General features: G+C 71.5%; 19 protein-coding genes and 1 riboswitch. Of the genes, 6 read left to right on the forward strand and 13 right to left on the reverse strand.

The window, feature by feature from the left end:
• The first annotated feature begins 86 nt into the window (after positions 1-86).
• The 3 genes from ACLBYE_RS15510 to ACLBYE_RS15520 all read left to right on the forward strand — a co-directional run bounded on the left by ACLBYE_RS15510 (position 87) and on the right by ACLBYE_RS15520 (position 3,008).
• Positions 87-764: a thermonuclease family protein gene (locus ACLBYE_RS15510; protein ID WP_447694843.1), complete on the forward strand. Its 678-nt coding sequence runs from the start codon at positions 87-89 to the stop codon at positions 762-764.
• A 5-nt stretch (positions 765-769) separates the two neighbouring features.
• Positions 770-2,254, forward strand: coding sequence for a M48 family metalloprotease (locus ACLBYE_RS15515; protein WP_447694844.1), 1,485 nt, complete (start codon positions 770-772; stop codon positions 2,252-2,254).
• A 73-nt stretch (positions 2,255-2,327) separates the two neighbouring features.
• On the forward strand, positions 2,328-3,008 hold the full coding sequence (locus tag ACLBYE_RS15520; RefSeq protein WP_091676440.1) for a glutathione S-transferase family protein: 681 nt from the start codon (positions 2,328-2,330) through the stop codon (positions 3,006-3,008).
• Between the two features lie 25 nt (positions 3,009-3,033).
• On the opposite strand, the gene ACLBYE_RS15525 is transcribed toward ACLBYE_RS15520, so the two are convergent.
• The 5 genes from ACLBYE_RS15525 to ACLBYE_RS15545 form a co-directional block, all read right to left on the reverse strand.
• The gene (locus tag ACLBYE_RS15525; RefSeq protein ID WP_447694845.1) at positions 3,034-3,189 is read right to left on the reverse strand and encodes a hypothetical protein; all 156 of its coding nucleotides are present in this window, start codon (positions 3,187-3,189) and stop codon (positions 3,034-3,036) included.
• Between the two features lie 75 nt (positions 3,190-3,264).
• Complete coding sequence (locus tag ACLBYE_RS15530) at positions 3,265-3,702, reverse strand: EamA family transporter (protein WP_447694846.1); 438 nt, start codon at positions 3,700-3,702, stop codon at positions 3,265-3,267.
• A 204-nt stretch (positions 3,703-3,906) separates the two neighbouring features.
• Entirely contained in the window at positions 3,907-6,159 is a 2,253-nt protein-coding gene (locus ACLBYE_RS15535) for a xanthine dehydrogenase family protein molybdopterin-binding subunit (protein ID WP_447694847.1), read from the reverse strand.
• 9 nt (positions 6,160-6,168) lie between these two features.
• Positions 6,169-7,176 (reverse strand): FAD binding domain-containing protein, encoded by a 1,008-nt coding sequence (locus tag ACLBYE_RS15540; RefSeq protein WP_447694848.1) that lies wholly within the window; start codon positions 7,174-7,176, stop codon positions 6,169-6,171.
• A complete protein-coding gene (locus ACLBYE_RS15545) occupies positions 7,173-7,697 on the reverse strand; it encodes a (2Fe-2S)-binding protein (protein ID WP_447694849.1) in 525 nt (174 codons plus the stop codon). The genes ACLBYE_RS15540 and ACLBYE_RS15545 overlap by 4 nt, the downstream gene beginning before the upstream one ends.
• A 295-nt stretch (positions 7,698-7,992) precedes the next feature.
• On the opposite strand from ACLBYE_RS15545, the gene ACLBYE_RS15550 reads away from it, so the two are divergent.
• Positions 7,993-9,378 carry a M20/M25/M40 family metallo-hydrolase gene (locus ACLBYE_RS15550; RefSeq protein ID WP_447694850.1) on the forward strand — a complete coding sequence of 462 codons (1,386 nt, stop codon included), beginning with the start codon at positions 7,993-7,995 and terminating at the stop codon, positions 9,376-9,378.
• A 19-nt stretch (positions 9,379-9,397) separates the two neighbouring features.
• Here the strand turns inward: ACLBYE_RS15550 and ACLBYE_RS15555 are convergent, their stop codons facing one another.
• Complete coding sequence (locus ACLBYE_RS15555; RefSeq protein ID WP_447694851.1) at positions 9,398-10,126, reverse strand: nucleotide-binding protein; 729 nt, start codon at positions 10,124-10,126, stop codon at positions 9,398-9,400.
• Positions 10,127-10,434: 308 nt separating this feature from the next.
• Here ACLBYE_RS15555 and ACLBYE_RS15560 point away from each other — a divergent pair, with 308 nt between their 5' ends.
• Both ACLBYE_RS15560 and ACLBYE_RS15565 read left to right on the forward strand, forming a co-directional pair.
• Positions 10,435-11,595: an SMP-30/gluconolactonase/LRE family protein gene (locus ACLBYE_RS15560; RefSeq protein WP_447694852.1), complete on the forward strand. Its 1,161-nt coding sequence runs from the start codon at positions 10,435-10,437 to the stop codon at positions 11,593-11,595.
• A 6-nt stretch (positions 11,596-11,601) separates the two neighbouring features.
• Positions 11,602-12,045, forward strand: coding sequence for an MEKHLA domain-containing protein (locus ACLBYE_RS15565; RefSeq protein ID WP_020091337.1), 444 nt, complete (start codon positions 11,602-11,604; stop codon positions 12,043-12,045).
• A gap of 37 nt (positions 12,046-12,082) precedes the next feature.
• Here ACLBYE_RS15565 and crcB read toward each other — a convergent pair whose 3' ends face one another.
• The 7 genes from crcB to ACLBYE_RS15600 form a co-directional block, all read right to left on the reverse strand.
• Complete coding sequence (gene crcB, locus ACLBYE_RS15570; protein ID WP_447694853.1) at positions 12,083-12,514, reverse strand: fluoride efflux transporter CrcB; 432 nt, start codon at positions 12,512-12,514, stop codon at positions 12,083-12,085.
• Between the two features lie 79 nt (positions 12,515-12,593).
• A riboswitch (Fluoride riboswitch) is annotated at positions 12,594-12,655 on the reverse strand.
• Positions 12,656-12,706: 51 nt separating this feature from the next.
• Positions 12,707-13,687, reverse strand: a complete 981-nt coding sequence (locus tag ACLBYE_RS15575) for an ABC transporter ATP-binding protein (protein WP_020091339.1) — start codon at positions 13,685-13,687, stop codon at positions 12,707-12,709.
• Positions 13,684-14,664, reverse strand: coding sequence for an ABC transporter ATP-binding protein (locus ACLBYE_RS15580; RefSeq protein ID WP_447694854.1), 981 nt, complete (start codon positions 14,662-14,664; stop codon positions 13,684-13,686). Before ACLBYE_RS15580 ends, ACLBYE_RS15575 begins: the two co-directional genes overlap by 4 nt.
• Before the next feature lie 139 nt (positions 14,665-14,803).
• Complete coding sequence (locus ACLBYE_RS15585) at positions 14,804-15,775, reverse strand: ABC transporter permease (protein WP_447694855.1); 972 nt, start codon at positions 15,773-15,775, stop codon at positions 14,804-14,806.
• Between the two features lie 172 nt (positions 15,776-15,947).
• Entirely contained in the window at positions 15,948-16,928 is a 981-nt protein-coding gene (locus ACLBYE_RS15590; RefSeq protein WP_020091342.1) for an ABC transporter permease, read from the reverse strand.
• Between the two features lie 10 nt (positions 16,929-16,938).
• Positions 16,939-18,555, reverse strand: coding sequence for an ABC transporter substrate-binding protein (locus ACLBYE_RS15595; RefSeq protein WP_447694856.1), 1,617 nt, complete (start codon positions 18,553-18,555; stop codon positions 16,939-16,941).
• Positions 18,556-18,867: 312 nt separating this feature from the next.
• On the reverse strand, positions 18,868-22,026 hold the full coding sequence (locus ACLBYE_RS15600) for a multidrug efflux RND transporter permease subunit (protein ID WP_447694857.1): 3,159 nt from the start codon (positions 22,024-22,026) through the stop codon (positions 18,868-18,870).
• Positions 22,027-22,029 lie beyond the last annotated feature (3 nt).

A 22,029-nucleotide genomic window follows, 5' to 3' on the forward strand; every position in this document is an offset into this window, starting at 1 on the left:
CGCCGCGCGCCGGCCCGTCGGCGTGCGCGACCGGGCCGGCGCGCGACGAGGTCGTGGCGGGAATCGGGCCCCGCGGGGAGATCCGTATGGTCTCGGGCCTCCGCGCGGTGCTGGACTCGCTGCGCTGGCCGGACACGCCGGAGGCCGCGTCCGCCGCGCGGGCCTGGCTCGAGGCCCGGCGGGGTGCCCGGGTCACGGTGGTTCCCCGCGGGCAGCCCGACCGTTGGGAGCGCGCGCGGGCCGACCTCCTGGTCGCGGAGGGCGACATCGCGGAGGGCGTGGATCTGGCGGGCGGCCTCATCGGGGCCGGGCTGGCATACGCGGACGCGGACGAGGCCGATTCGCTCTGCCGGCCCGGCCTGCGCCTCGTGGAGGCGGCCGCCCGCGCGCGCGGGCTCGGCCTCTGGGGCGCGGCGCGCCCGGCGGCGGGGGACGGCCCGGCGCTCCGGGAGAAGGTCGGACATTTCGTCGTCGCGGAGGGCCGAATCCGCCATGTCGGCGAGCGCGGCGCGCGCACCTATCTCGATTTCGCGCCCCGCGGCACGGACGGCCTCACGGTGACGGTATCGAAACGCACTTGGCGAATGATGCGCGCCCGTGGTTTGAGTGCGGCCTCGCTCGAGGGCCGGCGCGTGCGGGTGCGCGGCCTCCTGGAGGTCCGGCGCGGCCCGACCCTGGAGGTCGCCCTCGACGGGCTCGAGACGCTCGGGGAGACGGACCGGCCGGAGGCCGATCCGAAGGGGGAACGGGGATTGCGGCGCTGATCGCGATGGGCGGGATCACGGGGCACATCGGCGCGGGGCGGACCCGCGCGGCGGGGCGGCGCGCCCTCGGCGCGGCGGCTCTGGGTGGCCTCGCCCTGCTGCTCGGCGCCTGCGTCGCCGACCAGACCGAGGCGACCGTGCGGCCGGCCGTGGTGCGGGTGCCCGCGGAGGCGCCGCGCACCACCGGCCGCGAGCGCGCCGCCGATGCCGACCACCTCAAGCTCGTGGCCTCCTTCGGGGGCGAGGCCCGGGCCCCCAACGTCACGCGGATGCTGACCGAGGTGACCGACCGCCTCGTGAAGGCGAGCGACCGGCCCGACCAGACCTACACGGTGACGCTCCTCGACTCGCCGGTGGTCAACGCCTTCGCGCTGCCGAACGGGCGGCTCTACGTCACCCGCGGCCTCGTGGCCCTGGCGAGCGACACCTCCGAGGTGGCCGCCGTGCTGGCGCACGAGATGGCCCACGTGACCCTCAACCACGCCACGGCCCGCAGCGAGCTCGAGCTGCGCTCGGCGCTCGTCAGCCGCGTCGTGGCCGACGTGCTGAACGACCCCGATACCGGCGCGCAGCTGCAGAGCCAGTCGCGCTTCGCCCTCGCCCGGTTCTCCCGCGAGCAGGAGCTGGAGGCGGACGCCACCGGCGTGCGCACCCTCGCCAAGGCCGGCTACGACCCGTTCGCGGCCGGGCGCTTCCTCGCCGCGCTCAACCGCTCCACGGGGCTGAAGGCCGGCAGCGCCGCAGCGCCCGACATGCTGGCGACCCATCCGGGCACGGCCGAGCGCATCACCCAGGTCACCCGCGCGGCCCGCCGCATCGGCGCGCCGGGCATCGGCACCGACGACCGCGCCGCCTACCTCGCGGCGGTGGACGGGCTCGCCTACGGCGACAACCCGCGCGACGGCGCGGTGCGCGGGCACCGCTTCATCCATCCCGGCCTCGGCATCGCCTTCGAGGTTCCGGAGGGCTTCACCCTGGAGAACACCCGCTCGGCGGTGCTCGGGACCACCCCGGACGGCGGCCGGCGCCTGCTGTTCGACCAGATCGAGGCCAAGGACGGCCAGCCCCTCGAGGCGGTGCTCAAGGCGAGCTGGAACGACGCCCTCGACCCGGCCGGCTTCGAGACCCGGGACGTCGCGGGCCACCCCGCGGCCTTCGGGCTGTCGCGGGGGAAGGAGTGGACCTTCCGCCTCGCGGCCATCCGGATCGGCGACTCGACCTACCGGATGATCATGGCCGCCAAGGGCGCCACCGATCCCGACCCGGCCTTCCGCCGCTGGACCGCGACCCTGGTCGCCGTGTCCCCCGACGAGGCGGTCCTGCGCCCCCTGCGGCTGCAGGTGGTGCAGGCGACCTCGACCAGCGCCGAGGACCTCGCCCGCCGCATGGCGGTGCCCGACCGGGCGCTCGACCGGTTCCTCGTCCTCAACGGGCTGGAGCGGGGCGCCGCGCTGGTGCCGGGACGCGGCTACAAGATCGTCGTGGAATAGCCGCCCTGCGCGGCCGCGCCTTGTGCGGGCGCGGGGCCCGGACATCCTGCCCGAGTCGTTCAGGGAGAGCGCCGTGATTCGATTCTTCTACAATCTCAGCCCCAACCCCATGAAGGTCGCCCTCTGCCTCGAGGAGATGGGGCTGCCCTACGAGCCGGTGCCGGTCGACACCCGCAGGGGCGAGCAGTTCGATCCCGCCTACACGGCCGTCAATCCGAACGGGAAGGTGCCGGCGATCGTCGACGGCGACGTCACCGTGTTCGATTCGAACGCGATCCTGATGTACCTGGCGGGCAAGACCGGCCGGTTCCTGCCGGAGGGCGAGCCGGTCCGCGGCGAGATGCTGTCCTGGCTGATGTTCGTGGCGACCGGCATCGGGCCGTTCTCCGGCCAGTGCGTGCATTTCCGCCACTTCGCGCAGGACGGGGGCGCCTACGCCACCGAGCGCTACGCCTTCGAGGCGCGCCGGCACTGGGGCATCCTCGACCAGCGCCTCGCCGACCGCACCTACGTGCTGGGCGACACCTACACGATCGTCGACATGGCGGTCTGGGGCTGGGCCCGGATGGTGCCCTTCGTCCTCGGCGAGGGCGCCTTCGGGGACCTGCCCAACGTCAAGCGCCACCTCGACGCGCTCAACGCGCGGCCGGCCGCCCAGGCCGCCGAGGCGCTGAAGGGCCGCCACGCCTTCAAGGCGGAGATGGACGCCGAGGCGCGGGGCTTCATGTTCCGCGCCGTGAAGGGCGCCGCCTGACGCCCCGTCGGACCGGTCCCGCGCCTCAGGGCGCGGGGGCGGTCACCGTGAGCATCGGCAGGGTGACGGAGAGCGTTCCGGCGGGCATCCGCGCCGTGCCGAGCGTGAGGCAGGCGCCGAGTCCGAGACAGAGAGCGAGACCGAGCATCGAGGTCTCGAAGCCGCGATAAACCCATTCCATGACGGTCCCCCTTCGCGAGGCAACCGCAGGATGCGCGCATCTCGTTAAGGGATCGGTGCGCCAGCGCGCACGATCTCACAGTCCGGAGGCGACGAGGGCCGCGCCCGCCGCGATCAGCGCGACGCCAGCCCAGGCGGCGAGGCTGAGGGTCTCGCCGAGCAGGGTGGCGCCGAGGATCGCCACCAGCACGACGCTGAGCTTGTCGATCGGCGCGACCCGGGCAGCCTCGCCCAGCGACAGCGCGCGGAAGTAGCAGAGCCACGACGCCCCGGTGGCGAGCCCCGACAGGACGAGGAAGACGAGGCTCCGGCCGGAGATCTGCGCGAGGCCGCCGGCCTGCCCGGAGGCCGCGACGATCGCGCCCGCGAAGACCAGGATCACCGCGGTGCGCACGAAGGTCGCGACGTCGGACGGCACGCCCGCGACCCCGACCTTGGCGAGGATCGCGGTCAGCGCCGCGAAGCCGGCGGCGGCGAGCGCCCAGAAGCGCCAGGATTCCAGCAAGGGGCTCACGGTCATTCCCACGCCGCCCCTGTTCGCAGGGCCTGGACGCATCCTCGTCCTTGCGAGCGCGGCGAAGCAACCCGGACAGCGCCACGCTCGACCACGTCGCGCCGCCCTGGGTCGCTTCGCCGCGCTCGCGATGACGGCGCGGTCCGGCGTGACCCGCGCGACTCCTTGCCGAACCGTCAATGTTTCCTGTGAAACATCCGCCGTTCAGAGAAGCTTGTCGACGGTGATCGGCAGGTCGCGCACCCGCCTGCCGGTGGCGTGGAAGACCGCGTTGGCGATGGCGGCCGCGGTGCCGACGATGCCGATCTCGCCGAGCCCCTTCACGCCCAGCGGGTTCGCCTTGTCCTCCTCCTCCACGAAGATCACGTCGATGTCGTAGATGTCGGCGTGGACCGGCACGTGGTACTCGCCGAGATTGTGGTTCATGAACCGGCCGATGCGGTGGTCGAGCATCGACTCCTCCTCGAGCGCCGAGCCGATCCCCATCACCACGCCGCCGAGGATCTGGCTGCGCGCCGTCTTCGGGTTCAGCACCTTGCCGGCCGCGATCGCCGAGACGATGCGCGTGACCCGGACCTGACCCAGCTCCTCGTCGACCTTCACCTCGGCGAAGATCGCCGAGTGGGTGTAGGCCTCGTATTTCTGATTGAAATCCTTGTCGGGGCCGGCCTCCTCGACGGCCTCGACCTTGTCGACGCCCGCCGCCTGGAGCACCTCGACGAGCGACACGCTGCGGCCCGGATCGCCAGCCACGGCGATGCGGCCGTCCGCGAACACGGCGCGGTCGAAGTCGACGTTGGCGAGCGGCGAGTTCTCCAGGGCGCGGGCGAGCTTGAACACCTGCGCGCCGACGTTGCGGCAGGCCTTCATCACGGCGGTGCCCGAGGAGGCGGCGGTCCACGAGCCGCCGGCGACGGGGGCCTCCGGCAGGCGGGTGTCGCCGAGCTTGGTCGTCACCGCGTCCATCGGCAGGCCCAGCGTGTCGGCCGCGATCTGCGTCAGGATCGTGTAGGTGCCGGTGCCGATGTCGCCGGTGGAGTTGCCGACCGTCAGGCGGCCGTCCGGCGTCAGGGTCGCGATGGCGCTCGACTGCATCATCATCGATTCCCAGATGCCGGTGGCCACGCCCCAGCCGACGAGTTCCCGGCCCTCGCGCATGGAGCGGGGCTCGGCCGAGCGCCTCGCCCAGCCGAACCGCTCGGCGCCCTGCCGGAAGCAGCTCTTCAGCTCCTTCGAGCCGAAGGGCTTGCCCTCGGCGGTGGCGTCGGACTCGGCGTAGTTCCTCAGCCGCAGCTCGATCGGGTCGAGCCCGGTCGCGTAGGCGAGCTCGTCCATCGCGGTCTCGATGGCGAAGACGCCGGTCACCGCGCCGGGGGCGCGCATGTCGCCGGGCGTCGGCGTGTCGAGCTTCACCAGCCGGTAGCCGAGGGCGACGTTGTCGCACCGGTAGAGGACGCCCGACCAGTTGACGACGACCTCCTGGTAATCCTCGTACTGCGAGGTGCCCTGGACGGCGTCGTGGCGCAGGGCCGTCAGCCTCCCGTCCGGCTCGGCGCCGAGCGCGATCGTCTGCAGCGCCTCCGACCGGTAGGTGAAGCTCCACAGCTGGTCGCGGGTCAGGGTCACGCGCACCGAGCGCTTCAGCTCCTGGGCGGCCAGCATCGCCAGGAACAGCTGGTACTGCGGGCGCAGGCCCGAGCCGAAGCCGCCGCCGAGATAGGGGTTGAGCACCCGCACCTGGTCGGGCTTCAGGCCGAAGACGTTGGTGAGATACTGGTGGCTGTTCGAGACGCCCTGGATCTTGTCGTAGACCGTGTAGGTGCCGTCCTGCTCGACCACCACCGTGGAGGCGTGCGGCTCCATCGGGTTGTGGTGCTCGTCGGCGAGGCTGTAGGCGCCCTGCACGCGGACCGGCGCGCTGCCGAACGCCTTGTCGGCGTCGCCCCAGGGCTCCGGCGGCGGCTTGATGCCCGTGCGCTTGTAGGGCGGATCGTAGGCGGTGCCGCGCAGGGCTTCTAGGTCGGTCCCGGGCTCCTCCATCGCGTAGCTCACGCGGACGAGGGACGCGGCGTAGCGCGCGGTCTCGAAATCCTCCGCCACCACCAGGGCGACCGGCTGGCCGCTGAACACGATCAGGTCGTCGTAGAGGGCGCGGAACGGCGAGCCGGGGGGCGCCACTTGGTCCTGGAAGTTCTTGTCCCGCCACGCGGTGCGCGGCCGGTTCTCGTGGGTGAGCACCTTGAGCACGCCCGGCACCGCCTCGGCCTCGGCGGCGTCGATGGCGGTGATCCGGCCCTTGGCGATCGAGCTCGACACGACCACGCCGTAGGCGAGGTCGGGCGCGGCGAACTCGCCCGCGTACTTGGCGAGCCCGGTGACCTTGGCGGGCCCGTCGATGCGGCTGCGCGGGCTGCCGACGAAGGTGTCGCGGCCGGTGGAGCTGAAGGTCTGCGTCATGGCCGGGCCCTACTGGATGCGCTTGTCGCTGAGCGACTGGGGCGTGCCGGCGGCGGCCTGCTCGAGGCCGCGCACGATGGCGCGCCGGGCGAGATCGATCTTGAAGCCGTTCTCCGACTGGGGCTTGGCCTCCGCGACGATCAGGTCGGCCGCCGCCTGGAAGCTCTCGCGGGTCGCGGGCCGGCCCTCCAGCAGGGCCTCGGCCTCGCGGTTGCGCCAGGGCTTGTGGGCGACGCCGCCGAGCGCCAGCCGCGCGGTCTTCACACGGTCGCCGTCGAGTTCCAGGGCCGCCGCCACCGAGACCAGCGCGAAGGCGTAGGACAGGCGGTCGCGCAGCTTCAGGTAGGTGTAGTGCTGCGGGAAGCGGCTCTCCGGCAGGTCGACCGACACGATGATCTCGCCGGGGGCGAGGTTCGTGTCCCGCTCGGGCGAATCCCCCGGCAGGCGGTGGAACTCGGAGAACGGGATCGACCGGTCGCCCTGCGGCCCGCTCACCCGCACGGTGGCCTCCAGGGCGGCCAGCGCGATGCACATGTCGGAGGGGTGGGTGGCGATGCAGTGCGCGCTCGTCCCGAAGATCGCGTGGATGCGGTTCATCCCGCCGATCGCCGGGCAGCCGGAGCCGGGCGCGCGCTTGTTGCAGGGCGTGGCCACGTCGTAGAAATAGTAGCAGCGGGTCCGCTGGAGCAGGTTGCCGCCCGTGGAGGCGGCGTTGCGCAGCTGCGCCGAGGCGCCGGCCAGGATGGCGTTGCGCAGGAGCGGGTACCGGGCCGCGACCCGATCGTCGTACGCCACCTTGGCGTTGGTCACGAGCGCCCCGATCCGCAGGCCGTCCCCGTGGTCCTCGATCCGGTCGAGGGGCAGGCGGGTGATGTCGATCAGCCGGCCCGGCTTCTCGACCTCGTACTTCATCAGGTCGATCAGGTTGGTGCCGCCGGCGATGAAGCGGGCCCCGGCCCCGAAGGCCTGCACCGCCTCCGCCACCGTGCCGGCGCGGACGTAGTCGAAGCGATTCATCGGGCGCCTCCCTGCATGACGTCCTCGATGGCGTCGACAATGTTGGTGTAGGCGCCGCAGCGGCAGATGTTGCCGCTCATCGCCTCGCGGATCTCGTCGCGGGTGTGGGCGTGGCCCTCGTTCATCAGGCCGACCGACGAGCAGAGCTGGCCCGGGGTGCAGTAGCCGCACTGGAAGGCGTCGTGCGCGATGAACGCCTCCTGGATCGGGTGGAGGGCGTTGCTGCCCGCCCGGTCGCCGAGGGCGGCCAGCCCCTCCACCGTGGTGATCTCGGCGCCGTCCTTCATCACCGCCAGGGTCAGGCAGGAATTCACCCGGGTGCCGTTCACCAGCACCGTGCAGGCCCCGCACTGGCCGTGGTCGCAGCCCTTCTTGGTGCCGGTGAGGTCGAGCCGCTCGCGCAGCAGGTCGAGGAGCGTGGTCCACGGCGCGACCTGGAGTTCGCGCCGCTGCCCGTTGATCGTCAGCGTGATGCCGATCGGCGTGTCCGCCGACACCGGCGGCTGGGTCTCGAGGCGCATGATGTCGTCCACGGTCTGGGCCGGCCGGGGCCGGGCGGGAACGGATCGGTCCGGGGCAGCGACCGGCAGCGACGCGCGGGCCGCGGCCTGAGCTTCCGGTCGATAACCATTCCAATCTGCGCCTGTTCCGGAGCGCGCCGTCTCAACCCGTGAGCGAGGGTGGCGCGCGGGCGGCTCAAATTCCGCCAGCCGCATCGTCCGACGTTGCCGCCGCGGCCCCGCCTCGGCTAACCCTCGTTCCCGCAGAGTTCCCGCAGAGTTCCCGCAGAGTCCACGCCGCACCCCGGAGCCCCCGATGGCCGCGCTCGACGCGATCCTCAACGACATCGACACGGACCTGGAGAACGCCCTCGAGCGGCTGTTCGCCTTCCTGCGGATCCCGTCGATCTCCACCGATCCCGCCTATGCCGGCCAGTGCCGGGAGGCCGCCGCCTGGCTCGCCCAGGACCTGACCGCGCTCGGCTTCGCGACCTCCGTCGAGGAGACCTCGCTCCACCCGGTGGTCCTGGCCCACAGGCCGAAGCCCGGGGCGCCGCACGTCCTGTTCTACGGCCATTACGACGTGCAGCCCGTCGACCCGCTCGATCTCTGGACGACGCCGCCCTTCGAGCCGCGCATCGCCGAGGACGGGCGAGGCGGCAAGGTGATCGTCGGGCGCGGCGCCTCCGACGACAAGGGTCAGGTGATGACCTTCGTGGAGGCCTGCCGGGCCACCATCGCCATGAGCGGCGAGCTGCCCTGCGGCGTCACGATCCTGGTCGAGGGCGCCGAGGAGAGCGGCTCGCAGGGGCTGCCGGAATGGGTCGCGGCCAACCGCGAGAGACTCGGCTGCGACGTGGTGCTGGTCTGCGACACCGGCATGTGGGACCGGAAGACCCCGGCCATCACGTCCAGCTTGCGCGGGCTCGCCTATTTCGAGGTGAAGGTCACCTGCGCCGACCGCGACCTGCATTCGGGCTTCTTCGGCGGCGCGGCGCGCAACCCGATCCACGTTCTGTCGAAGATCATCGCCGACCTGCACGACGCGGACGGGCGGGTGACGATCCCGGGCTTCTACGAGGGCGTGCACGAGCGCCCGCCGGAGGTGCTGGAGCAGTGGCGCGGCCTCGGCCTGACGCCGGAGACGCTGCTCGGGCCGATCGGCCTCAAGGAGCCCGCGGGCGAGCGCGGGCGGATGCCGATCGAGCTGGTGCAGTCGCGCCCCTCCTGCGACGCCAACGGCATCATCGGCGGCTATACCGGCGAGGGCACCAAGACGGTGATCGCCTCCACCGCCTCCGCCAAGGTCTCGTTCCGCCTCGTGGACGACCAGGACCCGAAGCGGCTCGCCGAGAGCTTCGAGGCCTTCGTGCGTGCGCGGGTGCCGGCCGACTGCCAGGTCGAGGTCATCACCTACAAGGGCTCGCGGGCGATCAGCCTGCCCTTCGACATGCCGCAGCTCGGGGCCGCCAAGGCGGCGCTGCAGGACGAGTGGGGCGTGCCGGCCGTCACCGTAGGCGCCGGCGGCTCGATCCCGATCGTCGGCGACTTCAAGCGGATCCTGGGGCGCGACACCCTGCTGATCGGCTTCGGCCTCGACGACGACCGGATCCACTCGCCGAACGAGAAGTACGACCTGACGAGCTTCCACAAGGGCACGCGCTCCTGGGCGCGGATCCTCGCGGCCCTCGGCCAGGGCTGAGCCCGGCGGACGGCCGATCTCAGCGGGCGGGCGCCGCCCGCATCTTCCCGTCGACCCAGGCCCAGAGCGCCCGGACCTCCTCGGCGGCCTGGCTGCCGGGGGCGAACTCCGTGACGCCGAGCCCGGTCGCCAGGGCGTCCTGGTGGTCGACCCGGTGGATGATCCCGGGCTCGGCCAGGACGCCCAGGGCGCGCAGCTGCGCCGCGTAGGCGCTGGTGCGCGGCGAGGGCGGCGGCGGGCACTGGTTCAGCACCAGGGCCAGCCGCTCCCGCAGGCCGAGGCCGACCAGCGCCTGGAGCGTCGGCCGGGCGGCCACGATGTCGAGCCGGGAGGGGCGGACCGGCATCAGGACGAAATCGGCGTCCTTCAGGGCCGGCGCGAGGCCGGACGCGCTGCCGGCGGTGTCGAGGACGGCGAGGGTCGTGCCCTGCTCGGCGAGGATGCCGAGGATCTCCGAGAGCTGGCCCATCTCCCAGGGCTGGACCCGGTCGACCGCGACGGCGTCGCGCGCGCGGTCGCTCCTGCCGTCGTTCTTGCGCAGGGCCCCCCAGCCGGCCAGCGAGCTCTGCGGGTCGAGATCGAGGGCGGTCACCTGCTCGCCCGCTTCCGCGGCGGCGACCGCCAGGGAGGCCGCCAAAGTGGTCTTGCCCGTCCCGCCCTTCTGCACCGCCAGGGCGAGGACCCGCAGCGGCCCGGCGGCGGGCCGGGGCGCGGTCTCCGGCGCCGGTTCGGATCCTTCGGGATCCATGCGTGTCCCACCTCTCCACATCTGTCAGCCGGGCCGCGGCCCGTGCGGCGCCGAATCGAACGCCCGGCACGACCGTGCTTAGCGTGACGGCGTGGGCCGGAGCCAGCGTCGCGCCCCGGCACCTGTGGACCGCCCCCAGGGGGCTCCCGACCACCGAGCCCGGGGACCGGTCCCGGAATTCCGCCGCGAGGCCGCCGCGATACCGCATCGCGGGATCGTGCGCCGAGCCCGCGCGTTGGGCCGGCACCCCCACAGGTTGAGCGGCGCGCCACGACCCTCGCCCCGACAAGCTCCGCGACAGGATTCCCATGCGCCTCGACCGCCGCCGCCTGCTCGGAACCGGTCTCCTGGCCCTCGCCGCCCCCGCGGCGCGCGCCGCGACGCCGTCGCCCCCGACGAGCCGGCCCGTGGGGACGCTGGAGCTCGCCATCGCGGCGGACGCGCCCTCGACCCCCACGGGGCTCGCCATCGCCCGGGGCGGCCGGATCTTCGTGATGATGCCGCGCTTCACCGGCGCGGAGCCGATCACCCTCGGCGAGGTGCTGCCCGACGGGTCGGTGAAGCCCTACCCGGACGCGGCGACCAACCGCCCGGATCCGGGGGCGCCGCAGGCGTCGCTGTTCCACGTCCCCAACGGCGTCTTCGACCGCGACGACACCCTCTGGGTGCTCGATGCCGGCCTGCCCGCGGGCAAGGGGCGGCCGGTGCCGGGCGGCGCGAAGATCCTGGCGATCGATATCGGCCGGAACAGCGTCCGCCGGACGATCCCCCTCGACGCGGGCATCGGCCCGGATTCCTCCCTGAACGACCTGCGGGTCGACGTGCGCGACGGCCGCGCGCTGGCCTACGTCACCGACCAGGGCCAGTCCGGCGCGGGCGCGATCCTGGCGGTCGACCTCGACAGCGGGCGGGTGGTGCGGCGCCTCGCGGACCACGTCAGCACGCGGTCCGAGGAGGGTCTGGTCAAGTTCGTGGAGCGCCGCCCCGTGATGGAGCGGAAGGGCGACGCGCCCGAGAAGAGCCCGAAGGGCGGCGCCAACGGCATCGCGATCAGCCCGGACGGCGGCCGCCTCTACTACGCGCCGCTGATGAGCCGGCGGCTCTACGCGGTCGAGACCGCGGCCCTGCGCGATCCGGGCGTCGCGGACGCGGCCGTGGCCGCCGCCGTCGAGGATCTCGGCGAGAAGGGCATGACCGGGGGACTGACCACCGATTCCCGGGACCGGGTCTATCTCAGCCTGCAGGAGCACAACGCGGTCGGCCGGCGCCTGCCGGACGGCACCGTCGAGGTGCTGGCCGCCGACGACCGGCTGGTCTGGGCCGACACGTTCTGGATCACCCCGGACCGGTGGCTCTATATCTCGGCGGCCCAGGTCAACCGGCGGCCGGAATTCAACCGCGGCCGGGACCTGCAGCAGCCGCCCTACGCGATCCTGCGCATGCGCATCGACGCCGACCCAGTCCTGTAGCGGATCATGACGGACCTCTCGCACGACCCGGACTTCTTCGCCCTGCTCACCGGCAGCTACGCGCGGCGCCTCGGCGAGCCTCTGGTGCCGGCGGATGCGGACGCGGACTGGCTCTACGCGGCGGCCCCGTTCGCGGTGCTCGCCCATGACGGGGGCGCGGATCCGCGCTTCGTCTACGCCAACCGGACCGCGCAGGCCTGCTTCGGCTACGCGTGGGACGAGCTCGTCGGCCTGCCCTCGCGGCTCTCGGCCGAGGCCCCCGAGCGGGCCGAGCGGCAGCGGCTCCTCGACGCGGTCACCCGGGACGGCTTCAGCCGCGGCTATCGCGGCCTGCGGATCGCCAAGGACGGCCGGCGCTTCTGGATCGACGAGGCGGTGGTCTGGCAGCTCGACCGCGACGGCGCGACGGTGGGGCAGGCCGCGACCTTCGCGCAGTGGCGCGACGCGTGAGGGCCGGTCCGCGCCGATGCGCGCGGCCGCCGCCCGGTCAGCCGTCCTCCTCGATGTCGACCTGGGCGATCTGCACGGCGCCGCCGTTCCAGTGGGCCGCCACGACGTGGCCCAGCGCGACCGCGAGGATGCAGAGCACCACCGAGGCGAACACGTTGACCATGGCCCGGACCACCGCGCCGTTCCGCATGAGGTCGAGGGTCTGGAGGCTGAACGACGAGAAGGTCGTGTAGCCGCCGCACAGCCCGATCATCACGAACAGGCGGACGTTCTCGGAGACCGGGAAGCGCCCATGCGCCAGGGTCAGCGTGCCGAACAGACCGATGATGAACGAGCCCGTCACGTTGATGAGGATCGTGCCCCAGGGCAGGTCGCGGCTGATCGGCAGCGCCAGCACCGAGACGACGTAGCGGGCCAGGGTGCCGAGGGCACCGCCGATCATGACCAAGATGCAGGTGGTGAAGGACATGCGCGCTCCAGTGCGTCGGGCGGGCATGAGAAACCCGCCGTCGCGGCGGGTGCTTGCAAGACGCACTCCCACCGCCGGTTTCGCGGTAGGAGTCATCAGCCCTGACGGGCGGTTTCGGGGAACTCCATCCCCATCGGGGACGGCCCATAGCGCCTGCGCGGGCCGAGCGCAACGGCCGCCCGGGCCCGCTTGTCAGGCCCGCCCTTCCTGCACGGCGTGGCAGGCGACGCCGTCGAGGAGCGCCGGCACCTCGGTCCGGCAGCGGTCGTTGGCCAGCGGGCAGCGCGGGTTGAAGGTGCAGCCGGGCGGCGGGTCGATCGGGTTCGGGATCTCGCCGGAGACCGGCACCCGGGCGCGGCCGACATGGGCGAGGTCGGGCACCGCGTCGAGGAGCATCCGCGTGTAGGGGTGGCGCGGCGTCGCGAACAGGTCCCTGGCGGACGCGACCTCCACGAGGCGGCCGAGATACATCACGCCCACCCGGGTCGCCATGTGGCGGACCACGGCGAGGTTGTGGGAGATGAACAGGTAGGTCAGGCCCAGCCGGTCCTGCAGGTCGCGCATCAGGTTGAGGATCTGCGCCTGCACCGAGACGTCGAGCGCCGAGGTCGGCTCGTCGCCCACCAGGAACTCGGCCTGGCTCGCCAGCGCCCGGGCGATCGCCACCCGCTGGCGCTGCCCGCCGGAGAATTCGTGCGGGTATTTTCGGGCGTCGTCGGCGTGGAGACCGACGAGGCCGAGGAGCTCGCCGACCCGGGCGCGGATCGCCCCCTCGCCCTGGATCAGGTCGAAGGCCCGGATCGGCTCGGCGATGATCTTCCCCACCCGCCAGCGCGGGTTCATGGACGCGTAGGGGTCCTGGAAGATCATCTGGATCCGGGCGCGCAGGCGCCGCCGCGCCGCGGCCTGGCGCGGGTCGGTCATCGAGACGCCGGTGATCCGCACCTCGCCGGCCGTGGGCGGCAGCAGGCCGACCACCATCCGGGCCACCGTCGACTTGCCGGAGCCGGATTCGCCGACGATCGCGAAGGTCTCGCCCTTCTCGATTGCGAAGCCGACGCGGTCGACCGCCGTGAGGAATTTCCGCGGCTCGCGCTCGATCACCCGGTTGAGCCAGGGCTTCGAGACGTCGAACTGGCGGCGCAGGTCGGTGACTTCGACGTAGGCGCTCACGCTGCCCGCTCCGCTGCATCGTACAGGTGACAGGCCACCCGGCTCGCGTCGACCGGGATCGGCTCGGGCCGCTCGACGCGGCAGCGGGCGAAGACCTTCGGGCAGCGCGGGTTGAAGGCGCAGCCCTTCGGGATGGCGGTGAGCCGCGGCATCGAGCCCGGGATCTGGCTCAGCCGGTCGGCCTCCTGCGACAGGGTCGGGATCGCCCCCATCAGGCCGACCGCGTAGGGGTGGTGGGGCTTGGCGATCACCGAGGCGACCGGGCCGATCTCGGCCACCCGCCCGGCATACATCACCGCCACCCGGTCGGCGGCCTCGGCGATGACGCCCATGTCGTGGGTGACCAGCATCACCGCGGTGCCGTGCTCGCGGCACAGGCGCTTCAGCAGCGTGATGATCTGGGCCTGGACCGAGACGTCGAGCGCCGTGGTCGGCTCGTCGGCGATGATCAGCTCCGGCTCGGCGGCGAGCGCGAGCGCGATCACCACACGCTGGCGCATGCCGCCGGAGAATTCGTGCGGGTAGCCGTCGATGCGCCGCTCGGGCGCCGGGATGCCGACCTCGGCGAGCAGGTCGATGGCGCGGGTGCGGGCGGCTCTGGCCGAGAGATCGGTGTGGGTGCGCAGGGTCTCGACGATCTGGTCGCCGACCCGGAACAGCGGGTCGAGGGAGGTCAGCGGATCCTGGAAGATCATGCCGATGCGCTTGCCGCGCACGCGCCGCATCGCCTCGGGGGAGAGGTTGTCGATGCGCTCGCCCCGCAGGCGGACCTCGCCGCCGGCGATCCGGCCGGGGCGGTCGATCAGGCCGATCACCGCCGAGCCGGTCACCGACTTGCCGGCCCCGGACTCGCCGACCACGCCCAGGATCTCGCCGCGGCCGATGTCGAACGAGACCCGGTCGATGGCGGTGAGCGGCCCGCGCCGGGTGTCGAAGGCGACCGTCAGGTCGCGCACGGAGAGGATGGTGTCGGTCATGCCTTGGCCGTTCCGGCGTCGGGCCGTCGGACGGCCACTCCCGTCCTTGCGAGCGGAGCGAAGCAATCCAGCGGCGCCATGGTCACCAAGGTCGCGCTGCCCTGGGTCGCTTCGCTGCGCTCGCGATGACGATGCCCGATCATTGCAGCTTCGGATTGAGCGCGTCGCGCAGCCAATCCCCCAGGAGGTTGATGGCGATGACGAGCCCGGCGAGCGCCAGCCCCGGGAAGGCGACGATCCACCACTCGCCGGAGAACAGGAACCGGTTGCCGGTGCGGATCAGCGTGCCGAGCGACGGCATGGTCTCGGGCAGGCCGGTGCCGAGGAACGACAGCGTCGCCTCGGTGATGATCGCCAGCGCGAGGTTGATCGTCGCGATCACGAAGACCGGGCCGGTGACGTTCGGCAGGACGTGGCGGACCATGATCACCGGCGGCGACAGGCCGATCAGCCGCGCCGCCTGGACGTAGTCCTTGCCCTTCTCGACCATCACGGAGGAGCGCACGGTCCGGGCGTACTGCACCCAGAAGGACAGGCCGATCGAGACCACGATCAGCCCGATCAAGGGCCCGACGTCGAGGGCGCTGCCGAAGCTCGCCTTGGCGACGCCGTCCACCACCAGGGCGATCAGGATCGCCGGGAAGGTGAGCTGCACGTCGGCGACCCGCATGATCAGCGTGTCGAGGAAGCCGCCCGCGTAGCCGGCGATCAGGCCCAGCGCGATGCCGAGGATGCCGGAGGTCAGCACCCCGAGCACGCCGACGATCAGCGACAGGCGCAGGCCGTACAGCACCGCCGAGAGCACGTCCCGGCCCTGGTCGTCGGTGCCGAGATAGAACGGCGCCTGACCGTCCGCCTGCCAGATCGGCGGCAGGTTGGAGTTGATCAGGTCGAGCTGGGCCGGGTCGTAGGGGTTCTGCGGGGCGATCCACGGGGACGCGAAGGCGAGGCCGACCATCAGCACGGTGGCGATCAGCGCCGCCACGGCCGTCTTCGAGCGCAGGAAGTTCGCCAGCAGGTCGGAATCGCGCCAGCGCGCGAGCCGCGAGGGCTTCGCCTCCGGCAGCGGGACCGGCGGGGCATCGCCCGCGTCGAGGTCGTATCCGCTCATCGGCCGCCCTTCACGCCATGTCCGGTTGGGAAGCTCAGGGAGGCACCTGTCGTCTTTGCGAGCGGAGCGAAGCAATCCAGGCGCGCCACGCCGACCGGACGCGCGCTGCCCTGGGTCGCTTCGCTGCGTTCGCGATGACGGGGCGGCCAGGCGGTGCAAGTCATGTCCGACCTCACGCCGTCCGTCCGGCGGGCAGCCGCAGGCGCGGGTCCACCACCGTGTAGAGGATGTCGACCACGAGATTGATGGTCACGAAGATCAGGGCGACGAGCAGCAGGTACGCGGACATGATCGGGATATCGACGTTCTGCACGGCCTGGACGAAGAGCAGGCCCATGCCGGGCCACTGGAACACCGTCTCGGTGATGATCGAGAAGGCGATGACCGAGCCGAGCTGCAGCCCCGCGATGGTGATCACCGGCACCAGCGTGTTCTTCAGCGCGTGGCGCAGGTGGACGGCGCGGGTGGTGAGCCCCCGCGCCCGGGCGAAGCGGACGTAGTCGGTGCGCAGCACCTCCAGCATCTCGGCGCGGACCAGCCGCATGATCAGCGTCATCTGGAACAGGCCGAGCGTCACCGAGGGCAGGATCAGCGCCTTGAGCCCGGAGGCGGTCAGGAATCCGGTGGTCCACCAGCCGAGCCGCACCGTGTCGCCGCGCCCGTAGGAGGGCAGCCAGCCGAGCGTCACCGAGAACAGGTAGATCAGCAGGATGCCGATCAGGAAGGTCGGCAGGCTGATCCCGATCAGCGAGACCGCCTGGAACAGCCCGGCGAGCCAGGACTCGCGGCGCAGCGCGCAGTACACGCCCATCAGAATCCCCACCACCAGGGCGAAGATCGTGGCGCAGAAGGCGAGCTCCAGCGTCGCCGGCATGCGCTCGGCCAAGAGCTGCGAGACCGGCTGCCGGAACTGGTACGAGATGCCGAACTGGCCCCGCACCACGTTGCCGGCGTAGCGGACGAACTGGACCAGGACCGGGTCGTCGAGGCCGAGATCCGTCCGGATCTGGGCCCGCTCGGCCACGGTGGTGTCGGGCCCGACGATCTGGTTCACGGGGTCGCCCGCGAACCGGAACATCGCGAAGGCGATGAGCCCGACGACCGCGAGGACCGCGGCCGCCTGGATCACCCGGCGCAGCAGGAAGGCGAGCACGCCCCGGCCCCTACTGCGGGTCCTTCGACACCCAGTAGAGCAGCAGCAGGTTGTCGGCGCGCTGCGTCAGGTGGACCTTCTTGGAGACGCCCCAGGCCAGCGCCTGCTGGTGCAGCGGGATGTAGCCCCAGTCGGCGTTGAGGACGTCGAAGCCCTCCTTGATCAGGGCGTCGCGCTTGGTCTTGTCGGTCTCGGATTCGACCTTGTCGGCGATCGCGTCGATCTTCGGGTCGCAGTAACCGGCGAGGTTCCAGCCGCCGCGGCCCGACTTGTCGCCGGGCTTCCGGCAGCCGACGATCTCGTAGAGGATGTTGTGGCTGTCCAGCGAGGACGGGGTCCAGCCCAGCAGGTAGAACGAGGTGTCGTAGGCCGGCGCCAGCACCTTGGCGAAGTACTTGGCCTTCGGCTGGGCGTTCAGGTTCACCTTGACGTTGATGCGCGCCAGCATCGAGACCACCGCCTGGCAGATCGCCTCGTCGTTGACGTAGCGGTCGTTCGGGCAATCCATGGTCAGCGAGAAGCCGTCCGGGTAGCCGGCCTGGGCCATCAGCTCCTTGGCCTTCTTGAGGTCGGTGGCGGGGCGCTTGAACTCGGCGCCGCGGTCGTAGAGGGCCGGGGCGATCATCAGCGCGGAGGGCACCGCCTGCCCGCGCATGACGCGCTTGGCGATCGTGTCCTCGTCGATGGCGAGGTAGAAGGCCTCGCGCACCTTGATGTCCTTGAACGGGTTCTTGCCCTTGACGCTCGAATCCTTCAGCTCGTCCCGGTCCTGGTCCATGCCGAGGAAGATCGTGCGCAGCTCGGGGCCGGCCATCACGGTGGCGGTGCCGCTGGCGTTGACCCGCTGCTGGTCCTGCAGCGGCACCGGGTCGATCCAGTCGACCTCGCCGGAGAGGAGCGCGGCGACGCGGGTCGCCGGGTTGGCGATGGTGGTCAGCACCGCCTCGTCGAGGTTCGACTCGACCTTGCCCCAGTAGCCGGGAAACTTCTTGAAGACGGTCTTCACGCCGGGCTGGTGCTCGGTGATCACGAACGGGCCGGTGCCGTTCTCGTGCAGCGTGGCGTAGCTCGGGCTGGTGGCGCTGGGGGGCGTCGGCTGCACGACGCCGTTCTTCTCGGACCACGCCTTCGACATGATCACCCAGGTCGGGAACTGGGCGATGGCGATCGGGTTCGGCTTCTTCAGCACCATGTCGACGGTGAAGTCGTCGACCTTCACGAACTCGGCGTCGGCGGGGACGTTGGTGGTGAAGTTCGAGCCCGGGGCGCGGACGCGCTGGGCGGAGAAGATCACGTCGTCGGCGGTGAACGGCGTGCCGTCGTGGAACTTCACGTTCTTGCGCAGGTGGAAGCGCCAGCGGGTCGGCTCGGGCGTCTCCCAGGATTCCGCGAGGCCGGGGGCGAATTTCAGGTTCTTGTCGAGGGTGACGAGGGACTCGTAGGCCGCCTGCTGCATCCCTTCCGTGAAGCTCTCCTTGAGGGAGTACGGGTCGAGGGATTTCAGGTCACCCTGGAAGGCGAAACGGAAGACGTTGGCGGCCTGCGCGGGCAGCGCGGCGAACGCGAACGTCGCGACCGTGCTCGCGGCCACGCCGCGGGCGAGGGTCTTCAGGGCTGAGCGGGACAAGCGGATCTCCGAGACCGTGAATGCGCCACCGGCCGGCTGCCCCGGCGGCGTCCACCGCGGCGTCAGCAAGCATCGGACCATCTGTATACAAGACGAGGGCCGAGCCTGTCGCGGGGGCGCGGCATCTCGTGTCTTCCGAAGCGCGTTCCGAAGCGCGTTTTCCCCGCTTCATCCCCGTTACAGAATCGCGGCTTCGACGCGCCCCGTCTTGGCGAGCGCAGCGAAGCCATCCAGGGCGACGCCGCGCGACGCCGCGCTGCCCCGGGTCACGTCGCCCCTCTCGCGATGACGGAGCGCGCGGCCGGCGCCGGCCTACTCGGCCGCCACCCGCGCGGGCTCGTGCCGCGCCTGCGCCTCGGCCGCCTCGCCCTCCGCCACCGCCTTGCGCCGGAACAGGCGCATGACGACGACGAAGAAGACCGGCACGAAGAACACCGCCAGCACGGTCGCGGTGATCATGCCGCCCATCACGCCGGTGCCGATCGCCTGCTGGCTCTTCGAGGCGGCGCCGGTGGCGATGGCCAGCGGCACCACGCCGAAGATGAAGGCGAGCGAGGTCATGACGATCGGCCGGAACCGGAGCGTCGCCGCCTCGACCGCGGCCCGCACCACGGAGGTGCCGGGCTTCCAGAGGTCCTTGGCGAACTCCACGATCAGGATCGCGTTCTTGGCCGAGAGGCCGATGATCGTGATCAGCCCGATCTTGAAGTACACGTCGTTGGGCATGCCGCGCAGGTACACGGCCGCCACCGCGCCGATGACGCCGAGCGGGATCACCAGCATCACCGAGACCGGGATCGCCCAGCTCTCGTAGAGCGCGGCGAGGCACAGGAACACGATCAGCACCGACAGGGCCAGCAGCAGGCTCGCCTGGCTGCCCGCCTGCTTCTCCTGGTAGGACTGACCCGTCCAGGCGTAGCCGAAGCCCTTCGGCAGTTGCAGCATCAGCCGCTCCATCTCGGCGATGGCGTCGCCCGACGTGTAGCCGGGGTTCGGCTCGCCGGTGAAGCGCACCGACTGGTAGCCGTTGAAGCCGACGATCTGGCTCGGCCCCATGCTCCATTTCAGCTCCGCGAAGGACGACATCGGCACCATCGTGTTGGTGGCGTTCTTCACCGCGTAGTTGAGGATGTCCGAGGCGTTCATGCGCTGGAGCTGCTCGGCCTGCACGTAGACCCGCTGCATCTTGCCCCGGTTGGGGAAGTCGTTCGGGTAGACCGAGCCGAGGTTGAGCTGGATCGTGTTGTTGATGTCCTCGAACTTCACGCCGAGCGCGGCCGCCTTCTCGCGGTCGATCACCAGCTCCGCCTGCGGGGTCGGCGGCAGGCCCTCGATCTTCACCTTCTGGAGGATCGGGCTCTGCTGCGCGAGCTTCAGGAGCTGCTCCTGGGCCGACAGCAGGGCCGCGTAGCCGCGGTTGGCCCGGTCCTGCAGGCGGAACGAGAAGCCCGCCGCGTTGCCGAGGTTGTCGACCGGGGGCGGCTCCTGCGCGTCCACGGTGGCGTCGCGGTACGTGGCGAGCGCCGCGTTGGTGCCGGCCACGAGCGCGGCGGCCGAGTTCTTGGCGTCGCGCTCCGACCAGGGCTTCAGGGTGACGAAGGCCTGGCTGGTGCTCGGGGCCTGCCCCGAGAACGAGAAGCCGTTCAGCATCGTCACGGTGGCGACGCCGGGCTGCGCCAGCAGGTGCTCCTCGACCTTGCGGACCGCCTCCTGGGTGCGGTTGTAGGAGGCGCCCGGGGGCGTCTGGATGTCGACCGTGAAGAAGCCCTGGTCCTCCACCGGCAGGAAGCCCTCCGGCAGGTTGACGAAGGCGTAGGCCGTGCCCGCGACGAGCGCGACGTAGACCAGCATCACCCGGCCGGACTTCCGGATGAACGCCGCGGTGCCGCGGCCGTAGCGGGCGGTCTCGCGATCGACGAAGCGGTTGAACATCCCGAACACGCCGCCCTTGGCGTGGCCGTGCCCCTTCTCGATCGGCTTCAGGAAGGTCGCGCAGAGCGCCGGCGTCAGCGACAGGGCGAGCAGCGCCGAGAACGCGATGGAGGTCACCATCGCGATCGAGAACTGCCGGTAGATGATGCCCACCGAGCCGGGGAAGAACGCCATCGGGATGAACACCGCGATCAGCACCAGGGTGATGCCGATGATCGCGCCGGTGATCTGCCCCATGGCCTTCTTGGTGGCCTCCTTGGGGGGCAGGCCCTCCTCGTTCATGATCCGCTCGACGTTCTCCACCACCACGATGGCGTCGTCGACCAGGATGCCGATGGCCAGCACCATGCCGAACATGGTGAGCACGTTCACCGAGAAGCCCGAGATCCACATCACCGTGACCGTGCCCATGAGGGCGATCGGCACCACGATGGTGGGGATCAGGGTGTAGCGGATGTTCTGCAGGAACAGGAACATCACGAGGAAGACCAGCACCACCGCCTCGACGAGCGTGTGCAGCACCTTCTCGATGGAGGCCTCCACCGCCGGGGTGATGTCGTAGGGGATGTCCCACTTCAGGTCCGGCGGGAAGAACTGGGACAGCTCCACCATCTTGGCGCGGATCGCCTTGGCGGTCTCGAGCGCGTTGCCGTCGGGGGCGAGCGTCACCGAGATGCCGGCGGCGGGGCCGCCGTTGAGGCGCGTGGAGAACTGGTAGGCGTCGCCGCCGAGCTCGATCCGGGCGACGTCGCGCAGGCGCACGTTCGAGCCGTCGGGATTGGCCCGCAGCACGATGGCGCCGAACTCCTCGATCGTGCCGAGCTGGCCCTTCACGATGATCGGCACGGTGAGCGCCTGCCGGGTCGGGCTCGGCTGCGCGCCGACCGAGCCGGAGGCGACCTGGACGTTCTGGTTGCGGATCGCGTCGGTGACGTCCGAGGCGCTGAGCGAGAGGCCGCGCAGCTTGTCGGGGTCGACCCAGACGCGCAGCGACCGCTCGGTGGAGTAGAGCGTCGCGCGCCCGACCCCGGGGATGCGCCGGATCTCGTTGATGACGTTGCGGATCAGGAAGTCGCCGAGGCCGACCTCGTCCATCGACCCGTCGGTGGACACGAGGGTGATGATGTTGAGGGTCGCGGCCGAGGCCTCCTCCACGAGGATGCCCTGCTGGCGCACCTCGGCCGGGAGGCGCGCCTCCACGCGCTTCAGCCGGTTCTGCACCTCGACCGAGGCGAGCGACGGATCGGTGCCGGGCTGGAAGGTGGCGGTGATGTTGACCGAGCCGAACGAGTCGGTGGTCGACTCGAAGCTCATGATGTTGGCGGCGCCGTTCAGCTCATCCTCGATGAGCCGGGTCGTGCCGATGTAGAGGCTCTCCACGGAGGCGCCCGGATAGGCCGTCGACAGGGCGATGGAGGGCGGGGCGATCACCGGGTACTGCGCCACCGGCAGGTTCGGGATGGCGAGCGCGCCGCCGAGGCAGATGAACAGCGCCACCACCCAGGCGAAGACCGGGCGGTCGATGAAGAAGCGTGCCATGAT

This window comes from Methylobacterium sp. A52T, assembly GCF_053346095.1.